At 39.3% G+C, this 26,482-nt stretch carries 14 protein-coding genes; 12 read left to right on the top strand and 2 right to left on the bottom strand.

The features are described from left to right. The 4 genes from tpiA to IGK61_RS13525 all read left to right on the top strand — a co-directional run bounded on the left by tpiA (position 1) and on the right by IGK61_RS13525 (position 14,746). A complete protein-coding gene (tpiA, locus tag IGK61_RS13540) occupies positions 1 to 756 on the top strand; it encodes a triose-phosphate isomerase (protein WP_074535537.1) in 756 nt (251 codons plus the stop codon). A gap of 112 nt (positions 757 to 868) precedes the next feature. Further along, entirely contained in the window at positions 869 to 2,170 is a 1,302-nt protein-coding gene (eno, locus tag IGK61_RS13535) for a phosphopyruvate hydratase (protein WP_438844949.1), read from the top strand. Between the two features lie 228 nt (positions 2,171 to 2,398). Further along, positions 2,399 to 3,511, top strand: a complete 1,113-nt coding sequence (glf, locus tag IGK61_RS13530) for a UDP-galactopyranose mutase (RefSeq protein ID WP_074535539.1) — start codon at positions 2,399 to 2,401, stop codon at positions 3,509 to 3,511. A gap of 159 nt (positions 3,512 to 3,670) precedes the next feature. Beyond that, positions 3,671 to 14,746, top strand: coding sequence for a KxYKxGKxW signal peptide domain-containing protein (locus IGK61_RS13525; protein ID WP_438844948.1), 11,076 nt, complete (start codon positions 3,671 to 3,673; stop codon positions 14,744 to 14,746). A gap of 133 nt (positions 14,747 to 14,879) precedes the next feature. Here the strand turns inward: IGK61_RS13525 and secA2 are convergent, their stop codons facing one another. Together secA2 and IGK61_RS13515 are read right to left on the bottom strand one after the other, a co-directional pair. Beyond that, positions 14,880 to 17,249, bottom strand: coding sequence for an accessory Sec system translocase SecA2 (gene secA2 / locus IGK61_RS13520; protein WP_438844947.1), 2,370 nt, complete (start codon positions 17,247 to 17,249; stop codon positions 14,880 to 14,882). 40 nt (positions 17,250 to 17,289) lie between these two features. Then, on the bottom strand, positions 17,290 to 17,685 hold the full coding sequence (locus IGK61_RS13515; RefSeq protein ID WP_438844946.1) for a hypothetical protein: 396 nt from the start codon (positions 17,683 to 17,685) through the stop codon (positions 17,290 to 17,292). Positions 17,686 to 18,009: 324 nt separating this feature from the next. Here IGK61_RS13515 and IGK61_RS13510 point away from each other — a divergent pair, with 324 nt between their 5' ends. From IGK61_RS13510 to IGK61_RS13475, 8 genes are read left to right on the top strand one after another with little or no spacing between them, the layout of a single operon-like run. Then, positions 18,010 to 19,227 carry an accessory Sec system protein translocase subunit SecY2 gene (locus IGK61_RS13510; protein ID WP_438844945.1) on the top strand — a complete coding sequence of 406 codons (1,218 nt, stop codon included), beginning with the start codon at positions 18,010 to 18,012 and terminating at the stop codon, positions 19,225 to 19,227. Positions 19,228 to 19,248: 21 nt separating this feature from the next. Next, a complete protein-coding gene (gene asp1 / locus IGK61_RS13505) occupies positions 19,249 to 20,850 on the top strand; it encodes an accessory Sec system protein Asp1 (protein WP_438844944.1) in 1,602 nt (533 codons plus the stop codon). Next, the gene (gene asp2 / locus IGK61_RS13500) at positions 20,840 to 22,423 is read left to right on the top strand and encodes an accessory Sec system protein Asp2 (protein ID WP_438844943.1); all 1,584 of its coding nucleotides are present in this window, start codon (positions 20,840 to 20,842) and stop codon (positions 22,421 to 22,423) included. The genes asp1 and asp2 overlap by 11 nt, the downstream gene beginning before the upstream one ends. Positions 22,424 to 22,438: 15 nt before the next feature. Then, positions 22,439 to 23,344: an accessory Sec system protein Asp3 gene (gene asp3, locus IGK61_RS13495; RefSeq protein ID WP_438844942.1), complete on the top strand. Its 906-nt coding sequence runs from the start codon at positions 22,439 to 22,441 to the stop codon at positions 23,342 to 23,344. 16 nt (positions 23,345 to 23,360) lie between these two features. Then, positions 23,361 to 24,800, top strand: a complete 1,440-nt coding sequence (locus IGK61_RS13490; RefSeq protein ID WP_438844941.1) for a glycosyltransferase — start codon at positions 23,361 to 23,363, stop codon at positions 24,798 to 24,800. Then, on the top strand, positions 24,790 to 25,638 hold the full coding sequence (locus IGK61_RS13485) for a hypothetical protein (protein WP_438844940.1): 849 nt from the start codon (positions 24,790 to 24,792) through the stop codon (positions 25,636 to 25,638). The genes IGK61_RS13490 and IGK61_RS13485 overlap by 11 nt, the downstream gene beginning before the upstream one ends. 7 nt (positions 25,639 to 25,645) lie before the next feature. Next, positions 25,646 to 26,203 carry a hypothetical protein gene (locus IGK61_RS13480; protein WP_438844939.1) on the top strand — a complete coding sequence of 186 codons (558 nt, stop codon included), beginning with the start codon at positions 25,646 to 25,648 and terminating at the stop codon, positions 26,201 to 26,203. Positions 26,204 to 26,252: 49 nt separating this feature from the next. After that, on the top strand, positions 26,253 to 26,444 hold the full coding sequence (locus IGK61_RS13475; protein WP_077452924.1) for a hypothetical protein: 192 nt from the start codon (positions 26,253 to 26,255) through the stop codon (positions 26,442 to 26,444). Positions 26,445 to 26,482: the final 38 nt, after the last annotated feature.

Raw genomic sequence — 26,482 nt, 5'->3', positions numbered from 1 at the left:
ATGCGCAAACCAATTATTGCCGGAAACTGGAAAATGAACAAAACTGCGAAAGAAGCAAAAGAATTTGCTGAAGCAGTCAAAACAAAAATTCCTAGCAACGAGACAGTTGACTCTGTGATCGGTTCGCCAGCTCTATTCTTAGAAACATTAGTGAATGCTGCTGAAGGAACAGAATTAAAAATTGCTGCTCAAAACAGCTACTGGGAAAATGAAGGTGCCTTTACTGGTGAAACTTCACCAGCAGCTTTAGCAGATCTAGGTGTTGACTATGTCATCATTGGTCATTCAGAACGTCGTGAATACTTCCATGAGACAGATGAAGACATCAACAAAAAAGCCAAAGCAATCTTTTCAAACGGCATGATCCCAATCCTATGCTGTGGTGAATCTTTAGAAACCTATGAAGCTGGCAAAACAGCGGAGTGGATCGAAGGACAAATCACTGCTGGCTTAGACGGTTTAACAGACGGTCAAGTAAGTAATCTTGTGATTGCGTACGAACCAATCTGGGCGATCGGTACTGGTAAATCAGCGGATGCAAACATCGCAGACGAAATTTGTGGCGTTGTCCGCAAAACCGTTGAAAAATTATACGGCAAAGAAGTTTCAGATAGCGTGCGTATCCAATACGGCGGTTCTGTAAAACCTGAAAACATTGCTGAATACATGGCAAAAGAAAATGTTGACGGAGCATTAGTTGGCGGCGCAAGCTTGCAAGCTGATTCATTCCTAGCATTATTAGATGCTGTAAAATAATTTCATTTTCATGAAAATAACATTTGCAGAATCGTGATTTTTTCACTACAATTAAGTTGTTCGCAAGGGGCTTTCCCCTTAAGATAAAACAAACTCAAAGGAGAGACAAAACATGTCAATTATTACTGATGTTTACGCACGCGAAGTCTTAGACTCACGTGGTAACCCAACTATCGAAGTAGAAGTCTACACAGAATCAGGTGCTTTCGGCCGCGGAATGGTTCCTTCAGGAGCTTCAACAGGTGAACACGAAGCAGTTGAATTACGTGATGGCGACAAAGCTCGTTATGGCGGTAAAGGTGTAACGAAAGCAGTTGACAATGTAAATAACATCATTGCAGAAGCTATCATCGGCTACGATGTACGTGACCAAATGGCTATCGATAAAGCAATGATCGCTTTAGACGGAACTCCTAACAAAGGCAAATTAGGCGCAAACGCGATTCTTGGTGTTTCTATCGCTGTTGCTCGTGCAGCTGCTGATTACCTAGAAGTACCTTTATACCACTACTTAGGCGGATTCAATACAAAAGTATTGCCAACTCCTATGATGAACATCGTCAACGGTGGTTCTCACTCTGACGCACCAATCGCTTTCCAAGAATTCATGATCTTGCCTGTAGGCGCACCTACATTCAAAGAAGGCTTACGTTGGGGTACTGAAGTATTCCACGCTTTGAAATCAATCTTGTCTAAACGTGGTTTAGAAACTTCAGTAGGTGACGAAGGTGGTTTCGCTCCTCGTTTTGAAGGAACTGAAGACGGTGTTGAAACAATCTTAGAAGCAATCAAAGCTGCTGGTTTAGAACCAGGTAAAGACGTATACCTAGGATTTGACTGTGCATCATCAGAATTCTACGAAAACGGTGTTTACGACTACTCTAAATTTGAAGGCGAAAACGGCGTAAAACGTACTGCTGCTGAACAAGTTGACTACTTAGAAGAATTAGTTAACAAATACCCAATCATCACTATCGAAGACGGTATGGATGAAAACGACTGGGATGGTTGGAAACTATTAACTGAACGCTTAGGCGACAAAGTTCAATTAGTAGGGGATGACTTGTTCGTTACAAATACTGAAATCCTTGAAAAAGGAATCAAAAACGGTATCGGTAACTCAATCCTGATCAAAGTTAACCAAATCGGTACATTGACTGAAACATTCAATGCTATCGAAATGGCGAAAGAAGCTGGTTACACTGCAGTCGTTTCTCACCGTTCAGGTGAAACAGAAGATTCAACAATCTCTGATATCGCAGTTGCAACAAACGCTGGCCAAATCAAAACTGGTTCTCTTTCACGTACTGACCGTATTGTAAAATACAACCAATTACTACGTATCGAAGACCAACTTGGTGAAGTTGCTGAATACAAAGGCTTGCAAGCTTTCTACAACTTAAAAAATAAATAATCTCTGGATTATTACGTAGCTCTGAATGAGCAGCGGCTGATTTAACAATTAGCCGCTGCGATTTCAGAGCTTTTTTGTTGTCTCGATTCATTCATTGAAGACATTGACCATTCATCTAAGATAACTGTAAGTAGTTATTTCTTCTTTAATTTCTTTTTTTAAAAAAAGAAATTATAATTCTGGCTTATCAAAATTCTAAAATAAAAGAAAAAAGTTTAGGAGAAAAAAATGGCTTATGATTATTTGATCGTTGGTACAGGTCTTTTTGGCTCAGTTTTTGCTCATGAAGCAGCAAAACGGGGACATACAGTGAAAATGTTGGAAAAACGAACACATATTGGTGGTAATTGTTATACAGAAAAACAAGCAGGAATCGACGTACATAAATATGGTGCGCATATTTTTCATACATCGAGTAAAAAAATTTGGGAGTATATCAATCAGTTTACTGAATTTTATCCCTACATTCATGCACCCATTGCAAACTATCAAGGCGAGCTATATAATCTTCCTTTTAATATGAACACCTTTTACCAACTGTGGGGAACCAAAAATCCTGCTGAAGCTCGTACCAAAATAATGACTCAAATTGAAAAGACAAGAATAAAAAGACCACGAAATTTAGAAGAACAGGCTCTTTCTTTAGTCGGACCAGACATCTATCATAAGCTGATCAAAGGCTACACTGAAAAACAGTGGGGACGAGAATGTGATCTTCTTCCTTCTTTGATTATCAAAAGGCTGCCGATCCGGTATACCTTTAACAACAATTATTTTACGGATATTTTTCAAGGAATACCTAAATTGGGTTATACACAAATGATTCAAAAAATGCTTACACATCCACTGATTGATGTTTCTTTAGAGACTGATTTTTTTGCAGATCGCACACGACATGAAGCCTCTTCTAAGAACATTGTTTATACTGGAATGATTGATCAATATTTCGATTATTGTTATGGCGAGTTGGCCTATCGGTCTTTACATTTTGAAACTGAAGTCTATAACACGGATAATTACCAAGGAACAGCCGTCATGAACTTTACAGACAGTCAAACGCCCTATACGCGAATCATTGAGCATAAACATTTTTGTCCAGTGGTGTCAAAAAGAACAGTTATCACTAAAGAATACCCGAAAGAGTGGAAGAAAGGAGATATTCCTTACTACCCAATTAACGATCAAAGCAATAATGCATTGTATCGCAAGTATGAAAAATTAGCGCAACAGCAAAAAAATTGTTTGTTTGGTGGGCGCCTAGCCAGCTATCGCTATTATGATATGGACGATACGATCGCAGCTGCTTTAAAGCTTGTCCAACAGGAATTTCAAGTGGAGTAACCTCTTCTATTGGAGAGGTTGCTTTTTTTTGTCCCGATTCTGGGACAAAACGTAACTTTTTTACTAGCTATGAAATAATTAGTTATCCTATCTTCTAAATAAATAGGACTTGGGGAAGTTTATAAAACATTTTTACGAAAGGGGAGAAAAATAAACGTAATGAGTAAAAAGAATAATTATCGAAAGTTGTTACGCTCCAATAAAAGTGAACGCTACAAGATGTATAAAAGCGGAAAACATTGGGTCTATGCAACGATCACTTCTTTTACTGGCATTGCTGGATTGAGTATCGCGCCAATCGTGGCACATGCTTCAGAAATCACACCGCCATTAGATGCAAGTAAAGAAGCAAATGCCGAGAATGTCTTGGCAAATAAAACGACGACCAAAATACCGGCTTCATCGATACAAGAAAGTGAAGCTACTTCTCAATCTGAAAGCACACAGCCATCGGATAGTTTTTCTGAATCCGAAAGTATTACCCAGTCACAAAGTGCAACAGAGTCAACTAGTTTAACCGAATCACAGAGTGTGAGTGATTCAGAAATTGAAAACAATGTTACCACTATTGAAGAATCCCAAAGCACTTCTGAATCAATGAGCCTTTCCGAGGAGGAGAGTGTGTCTGAATCAGAGAGTTTGAGTATCTCAGAAAGTACCTCGATTTCAGAAAGTGGTTCGTTGTCGTCAAGTGCATCAGAATCGACTAGTCTATCGATGTCACGATCTACCAGCGTCTCTCATTCAACGTCAGTAAGTCAAAAGAACCCACCAAAACAAACAGTCTCCGAAAAAAATAAAGTAGAATCACAAAAAGCACAAGATCTCTTTGATCAATTAGTGCCGAAGAAAGTACAAGCGTCGGTTGACACTACAACGAATTCATTAGAGATAGTAGTCAAAGATGGCAATTCACCAAGTACATCTTTGATACGGGCAGCGCAACAATATGCTAGTGCCAATAATTTGATTGCAAGTTTTGCAATTACCACCCAATCGGGGCAGATCATTAAAATCAATGTTTCTGCAGATCCGGATATGGGTCGAGAAGAATTTGAGCAGGCAATCAATGATGGAAATAAAACCAATTCACCTTCTGGGGTAACAGTTGATGTGCCAGACCAAGTGAAGAATAAAGATTTATATAAGCAAACCGCTATTGCTAATGGCACTTATGCCGCAGTTACTGACTGGGCTACCTTAAAAGCAGCATATGGAAATTCTTCGATTACCTATATCGAGGTAACCGCCAATATTACAGCAGCTACCAATGTGGCAACTCGTGATTTGGGTTGGCGCGAAACGAGTGTGATTATTGACGGGAATGGTTTTACAGTCAATATGGCAGGAGCAGCGTTTAATGTAGGAGCAAGTTCTACGGTTCGCGGTTCTATTTTTACGATCACAAATATTAACTTGATTCATTGGCAGTCAGGCACCAACTCAGGAGACAGTGGGACAGGTACAGCGGACGCTGTGATCGATTCAAGGTCGGCAACAGGTGGTTATGGATACTGGTACTTCAATATCGATAATGTCACTCTCGAAGGACGAGATGGTGTTAGCGGAACAGATACTGCTTATCAACCACGACGACTACTGGATGCTGAGGATAGTCAAGTGACTTTATCAGGCAAAATCGTTGCCAATGTAAAACAAGAATTGATGCAAATTGGGGAAGTAGCTATCGCTAACGGATCCCATGTAGAGTTGAATCGAACAGCTGGTACCACTGGTTATTCCATGTTTTACTATATGGCCATCCGAGGGAACAATGCGAGTGATACAGGATTCAACCATACCTTTAAAGTAGGTGATGGAGCGACAATTATTGGGAACGAACTTAGTACCTATAATAGTAACAACTATCCCCTTGTCTATTATGGATTTAACTCAATCACTGTTGGAGATGACGTAACCTGGAAACAAGACGGCTTCCAAATGCTCCTTGATTTTTCTCGTTATTCAGGAAGTCAATCAAATGACCGAACTGCAACTTTTGGACAAAATTTACAAATGACGGCTACGCGTACAGTAGGTTCTAACTCGCTAAATGTCACAAATAGAGCGGTTGTTACATTTAATGCAGGAACGGTACTTGATTTGCAACAATGGAATGCCAATACTGTTGTAAACGTTGATTCTGGCGCAACCATTCGCTTTATTTCACCGCGAGCATTGCACTTAGCACGTTTAACTTCTTCAGGAGCTGTTTCGGCTGGCCGATTGATTACAGGTTCGGGAACATTTGTCATGAATAATTCTCAGATTAGTACATGGCAAGGCAGCAGTAGTCAAACCGCTGCTCCAGAAGGAAACCGTAACTTAAAATTCGTAGAGATGACTATTTCAGGTACGACAACCACCATTAAAGATACGGCTGGAAATGTTACTACATCTAATATTGTAGATACTTCTACTCGTGAATTAGCGACTGTTGCTATTGCACCAGGAACTGTAACTGTAAACTATGTTGATCAGTATGGCAATATTATCAAAACTGTTGATATGCCAATTGATCCAGACGTTAATTACATTGGTGAGTATCTTGATTTGCAAACGTTGGAGTATGCCAATGATCTAATGCCTGATAATTATATGTGGGCAATTGGTACTCAAGTCGCTAGTTCTGCGAAAAACGATGGCCAAAGTGGCGGAGATAGTACGACGAATGCCGATAATGGGGATAGTTATGGACAAGCGACAGTTGCGATCGTTCCGATGGAAAACACCAATTATACCTATAATATTTATGTATACGGTGTTGCTAATAATTCGGTTCAGTACCAATATGTTGACGTTAAGTCAGGTCAAGTGATTTATTCTGAGTACATGAATGCTGGTACCGAAGCTTCAGGAACAGATAGAGTTCCTGCAAACTACGGGAATGTTATTGATTGGACCAATAGTTACTATACTTCGACGAATTTACCTCCTGGTTACTATTATGCAACAGGTGCAGTATTAAATGGCAATGTACAGCCTGGATCTACTACAGTCGGAACTGGAGCGAGTCTAACCACTATTTATGTTGTAGCAGATACACAAACAGTCAACGTAACATTTGTTAATTCAGATGGTCGTCCATTACAAAACCAAACTGGCACAGTTGCCATCAATGGGACGACCGGCCAAGAAATAAGTTATGAGGATTTAATTGCGGATTACCTCACTCAAACCGGTTATTATGCAGATCAAACAGGGACATTTGTTTTTGATAATACTAGCAATAATGGTAGTACGACAGATAGTGATCAACAGTTTATTACGATCACTCTCTATCCGTCTTATCAAGAAGTCGGTGTCGTTGGAAATAATCAACCGGAATCAGATCCTGCTACAGGGGAAGCATTTGAGCAAATCCCGGGAACAGTCACTGTTGGAAAATATGGTACTTCTGGCGTTTCAAACGAAAGTATCACTCTTGGTGTAACAGATGCAGATTTAGAGAGAAATGGATATATTTATACGGTTACAGGACCAGATGGAGTAGTCTACAATACATTAGCGGAAGCTATGGCTGCCAATCAAACTTTTGACACCACCAGTAATGGAGCATCTCAAATGGATTCTTCACCTCAGATGTTCACGGTCAATTATGAACAAGATCCGGTATCTTTGTCTACTTCAGAGTCTGTTTCGGGAAGTGAATCATTATCAGAATCCATTATTACTTCTACTTCAGAATCAGAAAGTGTTTCTCTTTCTCAATCGATTTCAGAAAGTGACTCTTTATCAGAATCGATCTCTGTTAGTGATTCAGAATCAATGTCTACATCAATGAGTGAGTCTGTTTCAGTGTCAGAATCAGAGAGTGACTCATTGTCATCGTCTATTTCAGAAAGTGAATCTGATATGAATGATTCGACATCTGAATCATTATCAACATCAATCTCTACTTCAACTTCTGTAAGTGATTCAGAATCGGTTTCGATTTCACTGAGTGACTCAGAATCAGCGTCTCTTTCAACAAGTGAATCTATTTCAGTGTCGGACTCAGAGAGTGACTCGTCATCGACCTCTATCTCAGAAAGTGAATCAATGTCTCTTTCAATTTCGCTTAGTGATTCAGAATCTTTATCAGAATCCCTGTCTGAAAGTATTTCAACATCGATTTCATTGTCGGATAGTGATTCAATGTCAGAAAGCCTTTCAGCATCAGAATCGTTATCCATATCAGCTAGTGTTTCTGAGTCAGATTCAGAAAGTGATAGTTCTAGCTTTAGTGCCTCTGTTTCTGGATCATTGAGTAACAGTACAAGTGATTCTGAAAGTTTATCTTTATCTGAGTCAGTATCAGTTTCACTCTCGCAATCACTCAGTGAATCCACTTCACTGTCATTGTCAGAGAGTGATTCAGTATCAGAAAGTATTTCAGCATCAGAATCATTATCTGTCGCAATTAGTGAATCTGATTCTTCTTCGCTTAGTGAGAGCATTAGTTTCAGCGAATCTATTTCTGATTCATTGAGTGCCAGCATGAGTTTATCAGAAAGTTTATCGGAATCAGACTCGATCTCAAATTCAATTAGTACGTCGATGTCATTGAGCATTAGTGAAAGTAATAGTGAGTCTACTAGCGAATCAGCAAGTTTCAGTGGCAGCACAAGTGTAAGTAACAGTGATTCCACAAGTGTAAGTACGTCAGCTAGTGCATCAACATCTGTAAGTATTAGCGAGTCAATCAGTACCAGCACATCAGTTAGCGATTCATTATCATTAAGTAACAGTGAGTCAATGAGTTTGAGTACCTCGCTTAGTGATTCATCCTCATTGAGTGCCAGCATTTCGACATCATTAAGTGCAAGTGACTCTGCAAGTTATAGCGGCAGTACGAGCGTAAGTAATAGCGATTCGGCAAGCGAAAGTATATCTGCAAGTAATTCACTTTCAGTAAGTATTAGTGAGTCAATAAGCCTGAGCACCTCGATCAGTGATTCATCATCATTGAGCACAAGTGTTTCGACATCCCTAAGTGCGAGTGATTCAGCAAGTTATAGCGGCAGTACGAGTGTAAGTAATAGCGATTCGGCAAGCGAAAGTATATCTGCAAGTAATTCACTTTCAGTAAGTATTAGTGAGTCAACAAGTGAAAGTACGTCAATCAGCGATTCTGCATCATTGAGTACAAGCATTTCGACATCCCTAAGTGCGAGTGATTCTGCAAGTTACAGTGGTAGTACAAGTGTAAGCAACAGTGATTCGACAAGTACAAGTACGTCAAGTAGTGAATCAACATTTGCAAGCATTAGTGAGTCGACAAGCACCAGCATATCGATTAGCGATTCAATGTCTGTAAGTACAAGCATCAGTAATAGTGAATCAGCAAGTACAAGCACATCAATCAGTGATTCATCATCATTGAGCACAAGTATTTCGACATCTCTAAGTGCGAGTGATTCAGCAAGCTTTAGTGGCAGCACAAGTGTTAGCAACAGTGATTCCATAAGCACAAGTACGTCATCGAGCGAATCAACATCTGCAAGTATTAGTGAGTCGACAAGCACCAGCACATCAATCAGTGATTCATCCTCATTGAGTACAAGCGTTTCATCTTCACAAAGTGCGAGTGAATCAGCAAGCTTTAGCGGCAGCACAAGTGTAAGTAACAGTGATTCGACAAGTACAAGTACGTCAAGTAGTGAATCAACATCTGCAAGCATTAGTGAGTCGACAAGCACCAGCACATCGATTAGCGATTCAATGTCTGTAAGTACAAGCATCAGTAATAGTGAATCAGCAAGTACAAGCACATCAATCAGTGATTCATCATCATTGAGCACAAGTATTTCGACATCTCTAAGTGCGAGTGATTCTGCAAGCTTTAGTGGCAGCACAAGTGTTAGCAACAGTGATTCCATAAGCACAAGTACGTCATCGAGCGAATCAACATCTGCAAGTATTAGTGAGTCGACAAGCACAAGCACATCAATCAGTGATTCATCCTCATTGAGTACAAGCGTTTCATCTTCACAAAGTGCGAGTGAATCAGCAAGCTTTAGCGTCAGCACAAGTGTAAGTAACAGTGATTCGACAAGTGCAAGTACGTCAAGTAGTGATTCAACATCTACAAGTATTAGTGAGTCGACAAGCACCAGCACATCGATCAGCGATTCGTTATCAGTAAGTACAAGTATCAGTAACAGCGAATCAGCAAGTGAAAGTACGTCAATCAGCGATTCTGCATCATTGAGTACAAGCATTTCGGCATCATTAAGTGCGAGTGATTCAGCAAGCTTTAGCGGAAGCACAAGTGTAAGCAACAGTGATTCCACAAGTACGAGCACGTCGATCAGCGATTCATTATCAGTAAGTACAAGCATCAGTAACAGTGAATCAGCAAGCCTGAGCACATCAGTCAGTGATTCATCATCATTGAGCACAAGCATTTCGACATCCCTAAGTGCGAGTGAATCAGCAAGCTTTAGTGGTAGCACAAGTGTAAGCAACAGTGAGTCGACAAGCGCAAGTACGTCAGTGAGCGAATCAACATCTACAAGCGTTAGTGAGTCAACAAGCTTGAGCACATCAATCAGTGATTCATTATCATTGAGTACAAGTGTTTCGACATCTCTAAGTGCGAGTGAATCAGCAAGCTTTAGTGGTAGCACAAGTGTAAGTAATAGTGAGTCCACAAGTACGAGCACGTCGATTAGCGATTCATTATCAGTAAGTACAAGCATCAGTAACAGCGAATCAGCAAGTATAAGCACATCAGTCAGTGATTCATCATCATTGAGCACAAGCATTTCGACATCTCTAAGTGCGAGTGAATCAGCAAGCTTTAGTGGAAGCACAAGTGTAAGCAACAGTGATTCCACAAGTACAAGCACGTCGATCAGCGATTCATTGTCTGTAAGTACAAGCATTAGTAACAGTGAATCAGCAAGCCTGAGCACATCAGTCAGTGATTCATCCTCATTGAGTACAAGTGTTTCGACATCTCTAAGTGCGAGTGATTCTGCAAGCTTCAGTGGTAGCACAAGTGTAAGCAATAGTGAGTCGACAAGTACAAGCACATCAATCAGTGATTCATCATCATTGAGTACAAGTATTTCGGCATCCTTAAGTGCGAGTGATTCAGCAAGCTTTAGTGGTAGCACAAGTGTAAGTAATAGTGAGTCAACAAGTACAAGTACGTCGATCAGTGATTCACTATCATTGAGTACAAGTATTTCGGCATCCCTAAGTGCGAGCGATTCAGCAAGCTTTAGTGGTAGCACAAGTGTAAGCAACAGTGATTCCACAAGTATGAGCACGTCGATTAGCGATTCATTATCAGTAAGTACAAGTATTAGTAACAGTGAATCAGCAAGTACAAGCACATCAGTCAGTGATTCATCATCATTGAGCACAAGCATTTCAACATCCCTAAGTGCGAGTGATTCTGCAAGCTTTAGTGGCAGCACAAGTGTAAGCAACAGTGAGTCGACAAGTACAAGTACGTCGATCAGTGATTCACTATCATTGAGTACAAGTATTTCAGCATCCCTAAGTGCGAGTGATTCAGCAAGCTTTAGTGGTAGCACAAGTGTAAGTAATAGTGAGTCCACAAGTACGAGCACGTCGATTAGCGATTCATTATCAGTAAGTACAAGCATCAGTAACAGTGAATCAGCAAGTATAAGCACATCAATCAGTGATTCATCATCATTGAGTACAAGTGTTTCGACATCTCTAAGTGCGAGTGATTCAGCAAGCTTCAGTGGTAGTACAAGTGTAAGCAACAGTGATTCCACAAGCGCAAGTACGTCATCGAGCGAATCGACATCTACAAGTATTATTGAGTCAACAAGCACCAGCACATCGATTAGCGATTCAATGTCTGTAAGTACAAGTATCAGTAACAGCGAATCAGCAAGCCTGAGCGCATCGATCAGTGATTCATCATCGTTAAGTACCAGTGTGAGTGATAGTGATTCGACAAGTACAAGTGCCTCATTTAGCGATTCAATGTCTGTAAGTACAAGCATCAGTAACAGTGAATCAACAAGCTTGAGTACGTCCATCAGTGCCTCTTCGTCATTGAGCACAAGTATCTCAGTATCACAAAGTGCGAGCGATTCTACAAGCTTTAGTGGTAGCACAAGCGTAAGTACTAGTGAATCAACAAGTGCAAGTACGTCGATCAGTGACTCGTTATCTCTAAGCACAAGTACTTCGTTGTCATTAAGTGCGAGCGATTCATCAAGCTTTAGCGGCAGCACAAGTGTAAGTACTAGCGAATCACTAAGTACGAGTACGTCATTGAGTGACTCATTATCAGTAAGTACAAGTATTAGTAACAGTGAGTCAGCAAGTATTAGTACTTCACTAAGTGATTCATCATCATTGAGTACTAGTGGTTTAATATCACAAAGTGCAAGTGACTCTGCAAGCTACAGCGGAAGCACAAGTACAAGTACTAGTGAATCAACAAGCATTAGTACGTCTGTGAGCGATTCACGGACTAGTGAAAGTCAAAGCTATAGCAGCAGTACTTCAGCCAGCTTGAGCATGAGTACTAGTGTCAGTACTTCGGTTAGTGACTCTGCTTCAATTAGTACAAGTAGCAGTAATAGTGAATCGAATAGTTTGAGTACGTCAATTAGTGATTCACGTTCAAGTACGAGTGAAAGCTTTAGCAGCAGTACCTCAGCAAGTATTAGTCTAAGTACTAGTGACAGTACTAGCTACAGTAGCAGCACCTCAGCAAGCATAAGTACAAGTACTAGCGATAGTACAAGTATTAGTAATAGTGCTTCTGAAAGTATGAGTGAAAGCCTGAGTATCAGCACATCAATGAGCGACTCATCGTCAATCAGTGCTAGCTTGAGCAATAGCGATAGTCTTTCAGATAGCAGATTACTAGCAAGTGAAAGTCAAAGCTACAGTAGTAGTACTTCTGCAAGTCTAAGTCTCAGCACAAGTACTAGCAGTTCATTAAGTGATTCATCGTCAACTAGTGCGAGCAATAGTTACAGTTTGAGTAATAGTTTGAGCCAATTGACAAGTGACTCACTTTCCGAAGGTATTAGTTTAAGTAATAGCCTAAGTAATAGTTTCAGTCAAAGTACTTCAGCTAGCACGAGTTTGAGTTCAAGTACAAGTCTAAGTGAACAATTATCTCAATCAGTCAGTGCCAGCGAGTCACGGAGTGATAGCCTAAGCTATAGCAGCAGCACATCAATTAGTACGAGTGAAAGTAGCAGTACTAGCTTGAGCGAATTACTATCACGTTCAACCAGTGCCAGTGAATCACGGAGCAATAGCTTGAGCCAAAGCACAAGTACTTCGTTGAGTGGCAGCAACAGCTCTAGCTTAAGTTTAAGTGAAATGAACTCTCAATCTAGCAGTGCGAGCGAATCACGGAGTGATAGTGTAAGCAATAGCATGAGCACATCAACCAGTGACAGCTTAAGTTCTAGTACGAGTGTAAGTGATTTACTTTCTAGATCAGAGAGTGCAAGTGAATCTAGAAGTGATAGCCTAAGCTATAGCGGCAGCACGAGCGTAAGTAACAGCTTAAGTTTAAGCGCGAGTCTAAGTGATTTAGTATCTAGATCTGAAAGTGCCAGCGAATCACGTAGTTTCAGTACGAGTGATAGTGCAAGCACATCACTCAGCAATAGCGATAGTGCAAGTGATAGCATAAGCGATCTATATTCAAGATCGAACAGTTCTAGCCTTTCAACCAGTGACAGTACAAGTAGAAATGATTCTGTCTCAGCAAGTGCTAGTGAGAGCACCAGCATTTCACAATCTACTAGTACAAGTCTAAGCGAATCGGCATCAATCAGCACATCGCTTAGCGAAAAACAAGAAGTGATTGAATCTCAAAGTGTGAGTGCTTCGACAAGTGATTCACAAAGCTCTAGCACAAGTGAATCAGTTAGCGTCAGCATCAGTACTAGCGAAAGCGAGCGGAATAGTACGGAAGTTTCACCTAGCGAATCAACCTCCATTAGCGAAAGCATTAGTACAAGTGAAAGTTTCCGAGATTCCGAATCGGTTAGTTCAAGTGACAGTACAAGTTTGAGTCAATCTATGAGTACGAGCGATCAAGTCTCCGCTTCTGAAAGCACAAGCAACAGTTCTAGCATTCGCGATTCTGAGTCTGAAAGCGCAAGTATTTCTACGGAAGAAAGCCGCAGCTTCAGTACAAGTGAGTCGATTTTTGCAAGTGAGAGCACATCCATCAGTCAAAGTGACAGTACAAGTATGAGCGAATCAGCTAGTGAAAGTACCAGCATTAGTGACAGTGAACGTGGTTCAATGTCTGATAGTGCAAGTGTAAGTGATTCGACTTCAACAAGTGACAGTACAAGTGTGAGTGAATCTGTTAGCGAAAGTACCAGCATTAGTGACAGTGAACGTGGTTCATTGTCTGATAGTGCAAGTGTAAGTGATTCGACTTCAACAAGCGAAAGCCTAAGTGTGAGTGAATCTGTTAGCGAAAGTACCAGCATCAGCGATAGTGAACGTGATTCAATGTCTGATAGTGCAAGTGTAAGTGATTCGACTTCAACAAGTGAAAGCCTAAGTGTGAGTGAATCAGCTAGCGAAAGCACCAGCATCAGCGATAGTGAACGTGATTCAATGTCAAATAGTGCGAGTGTAAGTGATTCGACTTCAAACAGTGACAGTACAAGCGTCAGTGAATCAACAAGCGAAAGCACCAGCATCAGTGATAGTGAACGTGATTCAGTATCACTTAGCGCCGAATCAAGTGATTCTGGGTCAGCAAGCGATAGTCTGAGTGCTAGCAACTCGGCTAGTCAGAGTGAAAGCTTTAGTGCCTCTGATCGAGATTCAGTCTCCATGAGCGCTAGTGAATCAATCAGCGATAGTACCAGCGTGAGTGAATCTGCTTCGCTAAGTACAAGTACAAGTGATATCAACTCTGATATCGTCAGTGAATATCACAGTAATAGCTTGTCTGAGAGTCTATCAGAGCTGCAATCACAATCAACTAGCCAAGATCATTCACTTTCGGCAAGTGAGTCTATCAGCGGCTCTACTTCAACACCATCAAGTTCTAATCAGAACAATGGAGTGAATGGAAATACAGTAACGCCAATTGGCAACACAGGAGTAGGGGGTCGTACGACCGGTGCATCTGGTTCTACTCTTCCTAAGACTGGCGAATCTGATGCAAGTGGTATTCAAATGTCTCTTGCTGGAATTGCAACGCTGTTAGCTGCTATTGCTTTAATGAAAAAGAAAAAAGATGAAGCAAAGCGTGAAATAGATTAAGCCGTTAGTTTTGGTTTGTGAAGAGCTAGGATAAATTTCCTAGCTCTTCTAAAATGATACAAGTACTTCTATTAAAAAAAAGCATCACTGTTAGGCAAACTAACTGTGATGCTTTTTTATTGGCTATGGTTGGCTATGGAAATTCAACATCGAATGAACCATCTTCTGTTTTTACCAACTCGGATAATAATAAATTTCTGACTGCTTCTAGATAGATGGCTTCACGCATTTCAGAGAAAGAACGATGTGCTTCTACTTGAAATTCATAGATGGGGCGATGTTGTCCCCAGTTTCGCCCATTGATGACTGTTTTCAATTGTTGCAGGTTGTCTGATTGTTCGATCCAAAGAGTATCTAAGGCTTTTAAAAGAATGATACGCTTGAAAAACAGCTGTTGGAAACTATCTGGCATAAATTGATGAATGTGAATCAAACGCTCTGAAATCAGATCCAATAAAAATTTTTTGACCGTTCGCTTATTAAATTTATCTAGTTTCTCGATTTCAAAAACATCAAAATTATAGTCCAAATTATTAAAGATAAAATCAAGGATCGTTTGTTTATTTAGGTTCTCTTTTTTAGTGATGAGCTGATTGATTGCTCCTTCTATGCATTGATTAATGATATTTTCTAATTCAACCGGAGTGCCTGTCATAATTCTGTTTCTCATGCTGTACATTTTGTCTCTTTGAATGGTAATGATTGAGTCAAATTCAAGCGTTGTTTGACGTCCGGCAATTTCTTGATTTTTTCGATTGCTTTGAGACTGATTGATTAGTTTATTGTATTTTTTCTTTTTTAAAGGAGTGAGATCATTGGATAATTCTTCTTGTTCAGTTAATAATTCTCGTTCGTCGACGGCCCATTTGGGTGCACTTTCAACCACGATTTTGTCTTCCATAGATACATAAAAAATGCTGTCACCGGGATCTCCTTGACGTCCAGAGCGGCCCCGAAGCTGATTGTCAATTCGGTCACTGGTCATCCGCTCAGTTCCTACTACTAATAGACCACCATTTTCCCGTGCGTCTTCTTCCAGTTTAATATCTGTACCACGTCCAGCCATTGATGTAGCCACAGTTACGGCACCTTTTTTACCAGCTTCTGAGATGATCCAAGATTCTTTGGTCGCTGTTGTGGCATTTAAAAGATTATGAGGGATTCGATGTTTTAAGAGAATCAGGGAGTATAAAGTCGACATTGAGACTGATCCTGTTTCAATCAAAACGGGCCGTTCTTGCGTCAAAGCGTTTTTTACTGCTTCTAAAGAAGCCATGATCTTTGACTGATTAGTAACATAGACAAGATCCCGATGATCTTGTCGACGAATTGGTTTATTCGTCGGAATTTCGATTACGTCAATATCATATGTTTCTCGAAATTCGTCGGCGTCTGTTTTGGCTGTACCAGTCATTCCAGATAAAACTTTAAATTTTCGGAATAGATTTTGGTAGGTGATGGAGCCCATGGATCGGCTCTCTGTGGTGATTTCTACACCTTCTTTCGCTTCGATTGCTTGATGGAGACCAGCTTGTAGTTTTGTTCCAATCAATTTCCGTCCATTTGCTTCATCAAGTAAAAGAATCTCATTGTCTTCCACAACATAATCTTTGTTTAAGTGTAAGAGATAATTGGCCCGTAAGGCAATGACTAAATGACGATAAAGATTTTTCCATTTTTCTGAAAGAATAGTTTCAACACCTAAATAGTCTTCAGCTTTTTGAATACCTGCTTCTGTAAACCAAGCATGACGTTTGTTGTCACTTCTCATAAAGTCTTTACCTTCAATCAAGCTTTTCACAAACCAATCAGATAACGTAAAAAAGTTCGACTGAACTTTGGGTGCTCCTGAAATGATCAATGGCGTTTGCGCCATATCAAGTAATATTGCATCGATTTCATCTATCAGTACGTAATTGAAGCGGGTGACGTATTGTTCGTCTGGAGAAACGGCCAAGTTGTTAAACAAATAGTCAAAGCCCAGTGCGCTATGCGTCGTATAGACAATGTCTGCTGCATAGACTACCTCTTTATCGATTTCTTCTCCTTCATCTTCATGTTCAGGAACACCTGCAGCTACGGATAGTCCTAGAAAACGATAGACTTTTCCTGTTTCTTCAATATCTCGCAAAGCTAAATACGTATTAGAAGTAATCAAAAAATTGCCTTTGCCTCCCAGACCATGTAAATACATCGGCATGGTTGCGGTCAATGTTTTTCCTTCTCCAGTTTTCATTTCAGCAACATTACCGTAAAAAAGAGCAATTGCACCAAGAATTTGAACAAAATAAGGCTCCATTCCTAAGACACGACGGTCTGCTTCGACAACTACAGCATAGGCTTGCGGGAGTAAACTCTCCAGTTTTTTGCCCTGTTCGAGTTGTTGCCGAAAATGAATGGTTTGCATTTGCAATTCTTGATCTGACAACTCCCGATAATTTTCTGCGAGATTTTGAACTTTTCTTGCTAATCGAATATATTTGCGAAATTTTTTATCTTTCATTTTGTTGATCCTCCCTTCAAAAATGTCTATTGTTAGCAGCTTAGTCAGCAATGCTTTCTAATTTAGCACGAATCATGACGTCGTCTAGTTCAAAAAGATATTCCCTCATCAAATCATTGGCTTCTAAAAAAAAGACGATTTTTCCTTTCGGTGCAACTAGTTTCATTTCTCTTAAGGCAATAAGTGGTTCGTTGTTTTGATCCAACAGCGCTTCACCAGAACTTGTTACGAAATGAAGTGAAAACGTATAAGTTTTGGTGGTATCCATATTATAGTAGGGGAATTCACCATGGTAGATGGACTCTTGATCAACTGCTTCCAAAGAGTCTTCAGTCCGCAAAACGACAGCTTTTAGGTTTAACTTAGGCGTCGGTTCATTGTCAGGGACCCTAGATTCTGTAGTCGGTGTTTCGTTGACTGGTAAATTTTCTTTCAAAAAAAAGATACCTCCTAAGAGCAAAACGAGAGGTATGATGACTTCAATTAGTTTTTTCATAGTAACGACCTTCTTTTGGGGGATATTTCTCGGGAAATTCTCCCTTTTTTTCTTTCCCAATCCTCTTATTTCTCTGATGAACATCTAAAAGTGAGTAAATTTTTCTTATTTGAATTTAAAACGATGATACCACAATGACTAACCACACCTTTTCCTTTTTTTTTTTCATTTCGACAAAAAACAAGTACAAAAGGAAAATTTAAACCTGTTACTATTTTGTTAAACCTTGCAGATTAAAAAAAAGTAAGAAAAATGGAGATGAAAATGAAGAATCAAAAAGAACTCACTCGAAGAATAATCGCGAGCTTTTTCCTTTTGTTCATTGTTGAGATAGGAAAGCATATCCAGGTTCCTTTTTTTATTTCAGAAAAGATACCTGAGGAATCAACTAGTTTGATTCTGAAATTTTTAGCGACATCAACAGGTGGGAATTTTACTGTTCCGACGCTTTTTTCTTTAGGAATGGGACCGTATATGACTGCTCTAATCATCTGGACAACGATCAGCATGATTGATACAGAAAGTATCGGAAATCTTTCCAACAAACGAATTGGTTATATTCAACGCAGTTTGACTCTTTTATTTGCTATTCTTCAAAGTTGTGCACTCGTGTTAAAATTCCGTTCCTCAATGATTGATCAAAAAGCTATTGGAGGATCCGTTGTCCTGTTGTTTTTAGGAGCAGTTCTTCTTTTGACGGCCGGAGGATTGTTCGTTGCATGGCTAGCTGATATCAACATTGATAAAGGAATCGGAGGTCAAAGCCTGTTTATTGTTCCAGGTTTACTGATGAATATCCCAGCTATGTTAATTTCGGGACAAACAGAATCCGTTCATTTGAGTCAAAAATTTATTATCGGGTTAGTTATGGTGACCTTAGTTTTTATTTATCTAACGCTTTTTCTTTACAATGCAGAATACCGTATCAATATTGAACGGACAGGTATCGACAGTCGCTTTAACAATTCGTATATTCCTATTCGACTTTTACCTGCCGGGGCGATGCCCTTTATGTTTGCAGTAACCGTCTTTTCAATGCCGCAGCTTTTACTATTGAACGAAAAGTGGGGAGACACAGGCTTTTCGAATTTTATCACGACTTACTTTTCCTTTAATAATGTGCGGGGTGTTTTCACTTATGGTCTGATTCTCTATGTTTTAGGTTACGGATTTAGTTTTATTAATGTTCGACCATACGATATAGCCAAAAATCTAAAAGAGACAGGAGATTACATTTTAAATGTTGCTCCTGGTAAACAGACAGAGAGATATATATTGAAGCGTTTATCAACCGTTGCATTACTTGGAAACAGTTATCTTGTGATCGTTTCAATGATTCCCTTATTGATTGGATTGCAAAACCAAATCATTTCCAACTTAGCTTTTTATTTCGGAAGTATTTTTATGTTGATCATCATTTTAGAAACTATCACAAATGAAATACGGTTCCTCTTTTCCAGACATACTTACCGGATTTTTTAGAGGATGTTAGGAGGCAATTTTTTGAATTATTTTATACCTGATTGGACGACCAGTAGTGGCAATTTAGAAAGTGATTACATGATGAATATCATTCAGCTTTTCAAGAACAATCGAGAACCGTATCACTTATTGTTATTGGAGCATATGCCGTTTTTACGTTATCAGATGCATGCATATGAATTAGAAGCAGCGCAAATGACTTCGCTTTATGATCGCTTGCAAGACATTCAAAAAAACAATGGATTTCCCTTAGATGTAGATGACTTACCTCTTGCTCAGAATGTTGAGAAGGTCTATACACCTTTTGGGATCACGCTGATTAAGGAAAATCAACCATTTGGTGAAATTCGGTTCAATACATTTGGTTTTGCAGAACAGATGTATATAATGACGGAACCTTATCGACAAATCATCTTCTTCGATGATCGGGGATTTATTTCTGCAAAATCGTTCCAAAATGACAAAGGGGAACAAGTAAAGAAGATTTATTATAACGAATCAGGAATAGAAAAATGTGTGGAATACTTTGGAGAAAATCCACACGTTGAGCTGATAAATCCTCAAAGAATTGGGCTAAAGAAAAGTCAGTATCGAAGTATGGATGAACTTCTTTTAGAGATGATGAATCAATTTCAACTGAACCTTGAGCCAGAAGATCAAATAATTTGTTTGACAAATGAGCGGAGTCTACGATTGGTAAAAACGAACAAGGAACGAAAAAGAGTGATCCAGATCGTTTCTGATGCCCACAGACTTTCAACTTGTGCATCAGATGAAAAAGCAGAATTATGGGCTGGTGAAAATAAAATCATTACTGATTCGACTAGTAATCAAACAGCGCTTTTCTCTTTAATGAAACAGTCCGGTGTCAATGACCTATCTCGGATACAACGCATACCTATTTACACAACTTCTTTTCAGCTGGGCAATAGCAACTCCATTCCCCAGCTGGTTCTTTATTGGAACGCCGGTGAGCTTAACGAAGACGTTCGGAGAATCCATCATCTATTACTGCAAAAAGTTATTCAGAATGATCGTTATGACTTAATTATCGAAACGACGACATTCCAAAGCGAAGTCGTTTTACGAGAAGCACAAAAAGAACTGGTTGATACTCATTTCGGTGTCGATAGTGAATCTGAGGAGTATCAAAAGGTATTAAAGTATTTTGAAGCAAAAAAGGCGAAAAAGTTATTTAAAACGGATGAAGAGGCGATTGAAGAGATCCGAGAAAGCCGAAATTGGCGAAATCTAGTAGAGGCAGTTGATGTCAATTTTAGGATTCACTTTCGTTTGGATTCTCATCTCACCACGATTCGTCAGGATTTCAATGAGACACGGTTGTATATTGATTTGTCTGCTGAAGTTGATGTCCAGAAACAAGCACTAGCTGTTAGTGCCGGTATTCCTCAGCTTGTTAGGAAGAAAACCGATTATGTGGATGACCAAAAGAATGGGCAAATCATTGGTCAAATTAGAGAATTAGATGCAGCAATCGCTTTTTACATGGACGATTTAAATAATTGGAACCAAGCATTAGTGGAAAATATTAGTTATATCGAGCATTTTAGTGAGGAAAATATTATTAAACAATGGAGGGAGTTGCTAGAGGGTGTCGTCTAAACAGATTCAAGTATTTCATGTTGCAGCTGTTTCTTCAGAGTTGCAAAAGCAGCTTTCTCCTTTGTTTACCTATCAGTGGCTTCCGTTAGCCTATGATTTCAGCAAAGATGAGCAGGAGCTACAGCTGTTTAAGAAAGACAAATATAATACCAAATACCATCGGGCAATTTTTCTTCTAGAGGAAAATGCCGCGATTCTTGAAAATTTGGAATTTTTAAAACAATTGCCAGCCTACCAAATATTTTACGAAGAAAATGGGCGGCTATCTCCAGAAGTTCAAGCGCTATTCGCATTAAAAGCAGCGAATCGCTTTGATAAAAAGCAGTTAGAAAATGTTTTTCGTACGATCAATGAGCAATTCTCAGCAAAGCAACAAGGATATAAGCTATCTATGGATCACATGAAATTTAGTAAAACTGTCCCGTTGCAGATCGTTAAAGAAGGACATGCAGCCTGTCAGGTAAAGGCACAACTGACATCAGACGATCAGCAAATAACTACTTGGAAAATGACTAACCTGATTCCTAAAAATGAACGCACCTGTTTTTATCCGGAGATCGCAGATATTCAAGGAGAAGTGACATTAAAAATCAAACTCTTTTTCATTAAAGAAAATACGAATCAAGTCATCCAAGTGATTGAGATCCTTCACGATCAAATCATAAATGGGGAGCCGATTTACTTCAAATTAGATCAAAATTCATACATCAATGTTTCATTGTATGCCAAAGGAAATCGAGGACAATTTACGATCGGGCAGATGCACTTGCGACGAGCAATGGCGGATGAAAGTGTCATGATTCCAGGAGGTGGACGGATTCGGGATGAAGAGAATCTGGGGGGAGAAGTGATCTATTACTTTAATCCGGGAGATTTAAAACCTCCATTAGCGGTTTATTTTTCTGGCTATCGTTCAGCCGAAGGATTTGAAGGCCGTGGGATGATGGGAAGTATGGGCTGTCCGTTTCTGCTGATTGGTGATCCTCGTTTAGAAGGTGGAAATTTCTATCTAGGTAGCCAGAAATTCGAACAAGAAATCGTAGCGATCATCTTAGGGAAACTAGCACTGCTAGGATTTGAAAAGTCTGACCTCATTTTATCAGGTTTATCGATGGGAACTTTTGGTGCGCTGTATTTTGCTAGTGATTTAAGCCCAAACAGTGTCATCGTAGGGAAACCATTGACAAATCTTGGTTCTATTGCTCTAAATGAACGCATCAATCGACCAACAGGATTTCCAACCTCACTGGATATGTTGCTGTACAATATTGGGGTTGTTTCAAAAGAAGCGAGCAGTCAATTGAATGAACGGTTCTGGAGCAAATTCAAGAGTGGCGATTATCGGGAGACAACCTTTGCTATTGCCTATATGAAACAAGACGATTACGACATGGAGGCATTTCCAATGTTGTTTGAATTTTTAAAAAATAATTTCCCCATGTCTCGGGTTTTGTATAAAGGCATGATCGGTCGACATAACGATAATAGTCCCGCCATCAATAATTGGTTTTTGAAACAATACAAAAATATTCTTGTGAATACATTTCACCGCGATATCAAGAAAATATTATAGGGGATGAGGGAGTCGATGAATAGTTTATATCGTATCAAGTGGGGGATCGACTTTAATGACAATTATAATTATGGCGCAAAAATAGCTTATATGCCCTCTGGAGATGTCTCTTATTCTTCTCCTTTGATGCCTCCAGGCGTCAGTATTAAATCTTGGTATTCGAAAACAGAGTTTCATATTAGTCGGAAATCACCAATGCTACCTATGTTACTGCCTGGATACAAGTACGAGTTAACACTTCATGCTGAATTCGATCGTAAGGAAGCAGTACAGCTATTGGTGGAATTTTTTGATAAGGATGGTTTTTTCCTTGAAAAACTAGTCTTTGAAACAAACCAGGAATGTTTTCACTTTCCGCAAGGTGCTACTGATTATCAGATTCATATGGTAAACAAAAAGCATCAAGAGATTCTATTTAAGGAATTGGTTTTATCTACTAAGGAGAATCAGGCATTTGAAGTGGTTCCTATAAATGCAAACACTGGAGCAAACCAAGGCTCAAACATAGCAACAAGCATTGTTGCGGTTACACCGCTGGTTGAGAAACATGCTGCATTATCGGTCGTATTTGAAAAACAGAACAGCTATGTCAAAGAATATTCACTTTCAGATTTTGAAGCAGGATTGTTTGTTGAGCCGGATACTAAGGCTACATCAGCGTATTTGGAAGCATTGCTTGAACAAATCTATCAGCGAAGCGACAGTCCCGAACAAATCAACCTTCATATGGGACAAAATTTTTCTTTGCTGGAATCTTGTTACCACGAAGATTTTTCTGTATTAGCTTTATTATTTGCAAAGCCAAACAAAGAAGCTGAAGCACCCGAGCTTATGGATCGTTTGCATAAAAAGATCGCACTTAATCAAAGGGCACTAAAAGTTTTAGAGAATGTAAAAGAAGATAGGAAGAAATCGACCTAATAAAGAGGGGGACATCATGAATTTTTTTGTAAATAAAGCAATGGGGATTGGTAATTCAGGTGTGGAACATGCACAGTTCTATCGTGCTGCTTGTTTTGATAGAATAAATATTCCCTATAGGTATATTTTTATGGAGCTAGTGAAGAATCTCCATGAAGCCATGGCGGCTTGGGAAATACCAGATGATAAAGTCATTTCCATGTGGGAATATTTTGCACTAGAAGGGGATTATTTAAGGCAAGGCGCTGAAGCAGTTTTTACTGCACAACAAGATCTCTTGGTAGACGCCACGAACACGCATAGAATCAAAGAAACCATCACATCCTCAGGATTAAAAATCGTTGAGCATATGGAAAAATCTCCTAGCCGAAAAAAAGAAGGGTTACTGCTAGTTTCGGATTATCGGGTAGAGATCTTTGACTATCGAACGAATCAAAGAAAAATCATGTACAGTTATCGAAATGATCCGCATCGAGGAAGAGTAATGACGAATATTCATTTGTTTTCTTTCAAAGGGAAACATCGTTTCTTTAGAAATGAGGTCTTATTGCAGCGATTTTTCTTTAAACAACTGATAGAAGAATTCCCAGAAACCAAAAGTATCATCATTGATCGGGGGGAGGAAAGCGAGGCTGCTTTATATGATTATTGTCCTCCTGAAATCAAATTGATTGAGATTGTTCACGCCGATCATTTATCTGATCGTGACGTAGCTAGCGCACCTCTTTGGAACAATTACTATGAATTTGCTTTAACACATTTGGAACAAGTCGCTCATATCGTTGTTGCGACAGAATTGCAAAGGCAAGATTTGTTGATCGATTTTCCAAACGAATCTCAAAAAATTGTCACGATCCCGGTGGGAGGGATTCGTGATATGACAGAAGAATCATTTGAAAGAGGCAAACAACAGGCAGAGAAGTTTGTGACGGTCTCTCGTTTGGCATCTGAAAAGCACATTGATCTTGTGATACGGGCAATTGCTGCAGCAAAAAAAGAATATCCAACGATCTCTTTAGACATCTATGGTCAAGGGGGAGAAGAAAGCAAGTTAAAAGCAGTGATCAAGGAGCTAAATGCAGAAGAGTACATTCGGTTAAAAGGACATTCTCATGCAATCAATGAAGTATATCCAGATTATGATGCATTTATCTCTGGGTCTTTTTCAGAAGGTTTCGGATTGACTTATATTGAAGCTTTAAATGCAGGATTGCCAATTGTAACCTTCAAGGCTCGTTTTGGGGCCATGGAGTTGATCAAAGAAGGAGTCAATGGTTATTTGAAAGATTTTTCTAGAACTGATGAAGTCTATACTATTCAGCAACTAACAGATGGCATTCGTCAGTTGACTGCTTCTGATTTGAACCAACTTAAAGCTAATACCCGCAAGTCTGTCCGAATGTTTCAAGACGCGATAATTGCAGAGAAATGGAGTGAGTTGATCGATGCATTATGAATTAGTCACGGTGATCCGACCAAATGACCGAATTTGGATGGCACAAAAATCACGAATCAAAGAAGGAAGTCAAGTGTTGTCCATCTCCCCGAGTCCAAACTTTCAAGCGATGCTCCAAAGAGAAGCATTACAGGGAATAAATATTTTAGATCAAGTAACACAGCGAAGTCACGATCCAGAAGCCTTTCTGTTTTTTAACCAAGTACCAACCGCTTACTGTACAGAAGTATATATGAACGAGGATCGGACCATTTCGTTAATCACTGATGGAGATGAAGTAGGTAAAGTGAGCTTGTATCCTATGACTAGAAGACATGTCAAAGAAGTTCGATACTTCTATCCTGATGGCACGACAGATTTCATTGAAGAATATGCCGCAGACGGGAAATTGTTCTCAACCATTTATTACTGCAATGACCAGGTTCAAGAGATTGCTTTTTTCAATGATCAGCAACAAAGCATTCTGAATTACTATTTTTATCAAGGCACCATCAATTTAGTCACGACTCGTGATACAGAAACATTCAAGGTAACTCAAAAATTTAACACAACACTTGATTTCATTCGAAATCAGTTAGCTTTCCAGATAACAGAAAATGACACAGTTGGAATTTCATATATGGGGTTAGAATTATTTTCTCTAGCAAAATCCAACTCAACAAATACACTTTATCTGGAAGAATCGCCGCTTGATGGTAAAGGGAATATCAAAGGGAACTTAATGAGTATTTTAGATGACCGCGTTCCTTATATTCATAAGGTAGAAGTCGATCAAAAGAATTATCAGTTGTTGGCAAACAAAAATGTATGCATGGACAAAGTTGTGTTGAAAGGATGAAGACAAAATGAAAAAAATGAAAACCACTGAATTGTATGAGCAAATTATGTTGTTAATAAAAGAGAACAGCGGGTCCATGCTCACTTTTGAGAAGGAACAAGAGGAAGCAAAGAAACTTTTTGCTGATCAAAACGAATTGATTGATCAGTTGATTCAAATCAATCAAGAGATGAAAGCAATGATGGACAAGTCAGAAAACGACATCAATCTAAATGAGATCCAAATGTTGAAAAACCATTTCAATGCATCTTTTGAGCAGCAACAAGAAAAGCAAAACAAATTACAAATGATTTATGAGAAGCTCTTTTCTGCTTATGAGGTCGAAAAGCAAATGCTTCGAACCTATTTTTTGAATGAAACCGAGCAGATCATTGATCGGTTAACTTCAACCGTCGAAAGACAAGATAACGATGTGAATCATTTGAGTCAAGAGTTGATTGATGGGCTACGGGCAGTAGACGCAGCAGAAGTAGTGGATGAGATAGCTACAAACGAAAATGAACCAGTAGAAAATGTTTCAGAAATGAATGAGTCACAACAACTAGCAGTCGATCAGAACCAATAGATAAACCAGTTTTCTTCATAGTTGTTTGCTGAAAATAAACCGGGAAGAGGTGATTTCGTTGGCGAATAATCAGTTAGAAAAAACGATTCAAGCGGGATTTCAAGAAGAACGAGAAAACGTAAGAAATCACTCAGAAGAAAAGAAAAAGGGCAAAGCAATCACCATCGTGCTTTCCTTAGTTATGTCGATCGTGATCCTTGGATCATTGGTTTATTCTTTGTTGGAAGCATTACAGAAGTAAGAATAAAAATAGGTCCTGCATTTTATAAAAAAGGATTT

Source organism: Enterococcus sp. AZ063, from assembly GCF_051715045.1.
GTDB lineage: Bacteria > Bacillota > Bacilli > Lactobacillales > Enterococcaceae > Enterococcus_D > Enterococcus_D casseliflavus.
This window is presented reverse-complemented; position numbering and strand designations above follow the sequence as displayed.

Bases quoted from the DNA above. Each gene is read 5' to 3' on its own strand.
- secA2 (WP_438844947.1), bottom strand. From the start codon at position 17,249: ATGAAAGATAAAAAATTTCGCAAATATATTCGATTAGCAAGAAAAGTT.
- IGK61_RS13480 (WP_438844939.1), top strand. From the start codon at position 25,646: ATGAAAAAAATGAAAACCACTGAATTGTATGAGCAAATTATGTTGTTA.
- IGK61_RS13490 (WP_438844941.1), top strand. From the start codon at position 23,361: ATGAATTTTTTTGTAAATAAAGCAATGGGGATTGGTAATTCAGGTGTG.
- IGK61_RS13485 (WP_438844940.1), top strand. From the start codon at position 24,790: ATGCATTATGAATTAGTCACGGTGATCCGACCAAATGACCGAATTTGG.
- eno (WP_438844949.1), top strand. From the start codon at position 869: ATGTCAATTATTACTGATGTTTACGCACGCGAAGTCTTAGACTCACGT.
- asp3 (WP_438844942.1), top strand. From the start codon at position 22,439: ATGAATAGTTTATATCGTATCAAGTGGGGGATCGACTTTAATGACAAT.
- IGK61_RS13525 (WP_438844948.1), top strand. From the start codon at position 3,671: ATGAGTAAAAAGAATAATTATCGAAAGTTGTTACGCTCCAATAAAAGT.
- tpiA (WP_074535537.1), top strand. From the start codon at position 1: ATGCGCAAACCAATTATTGCCGGAAACTGGAAAATGAACAAAACTGCG.
- IGK61_RS13510 (WP_438844945.1), top strand. From the start codon at position 18,010: ATGAAGAATCAAAAAGAACTCACTCGAAGAATAATCGCGAGCTTTTTC.
- glf (WP_074535539.1), top strand. From the start codon at position 2,399: ATGGCTTATGATTATTTGATCGTTGGTACAGGTCTTTTTGGCTCAGTT.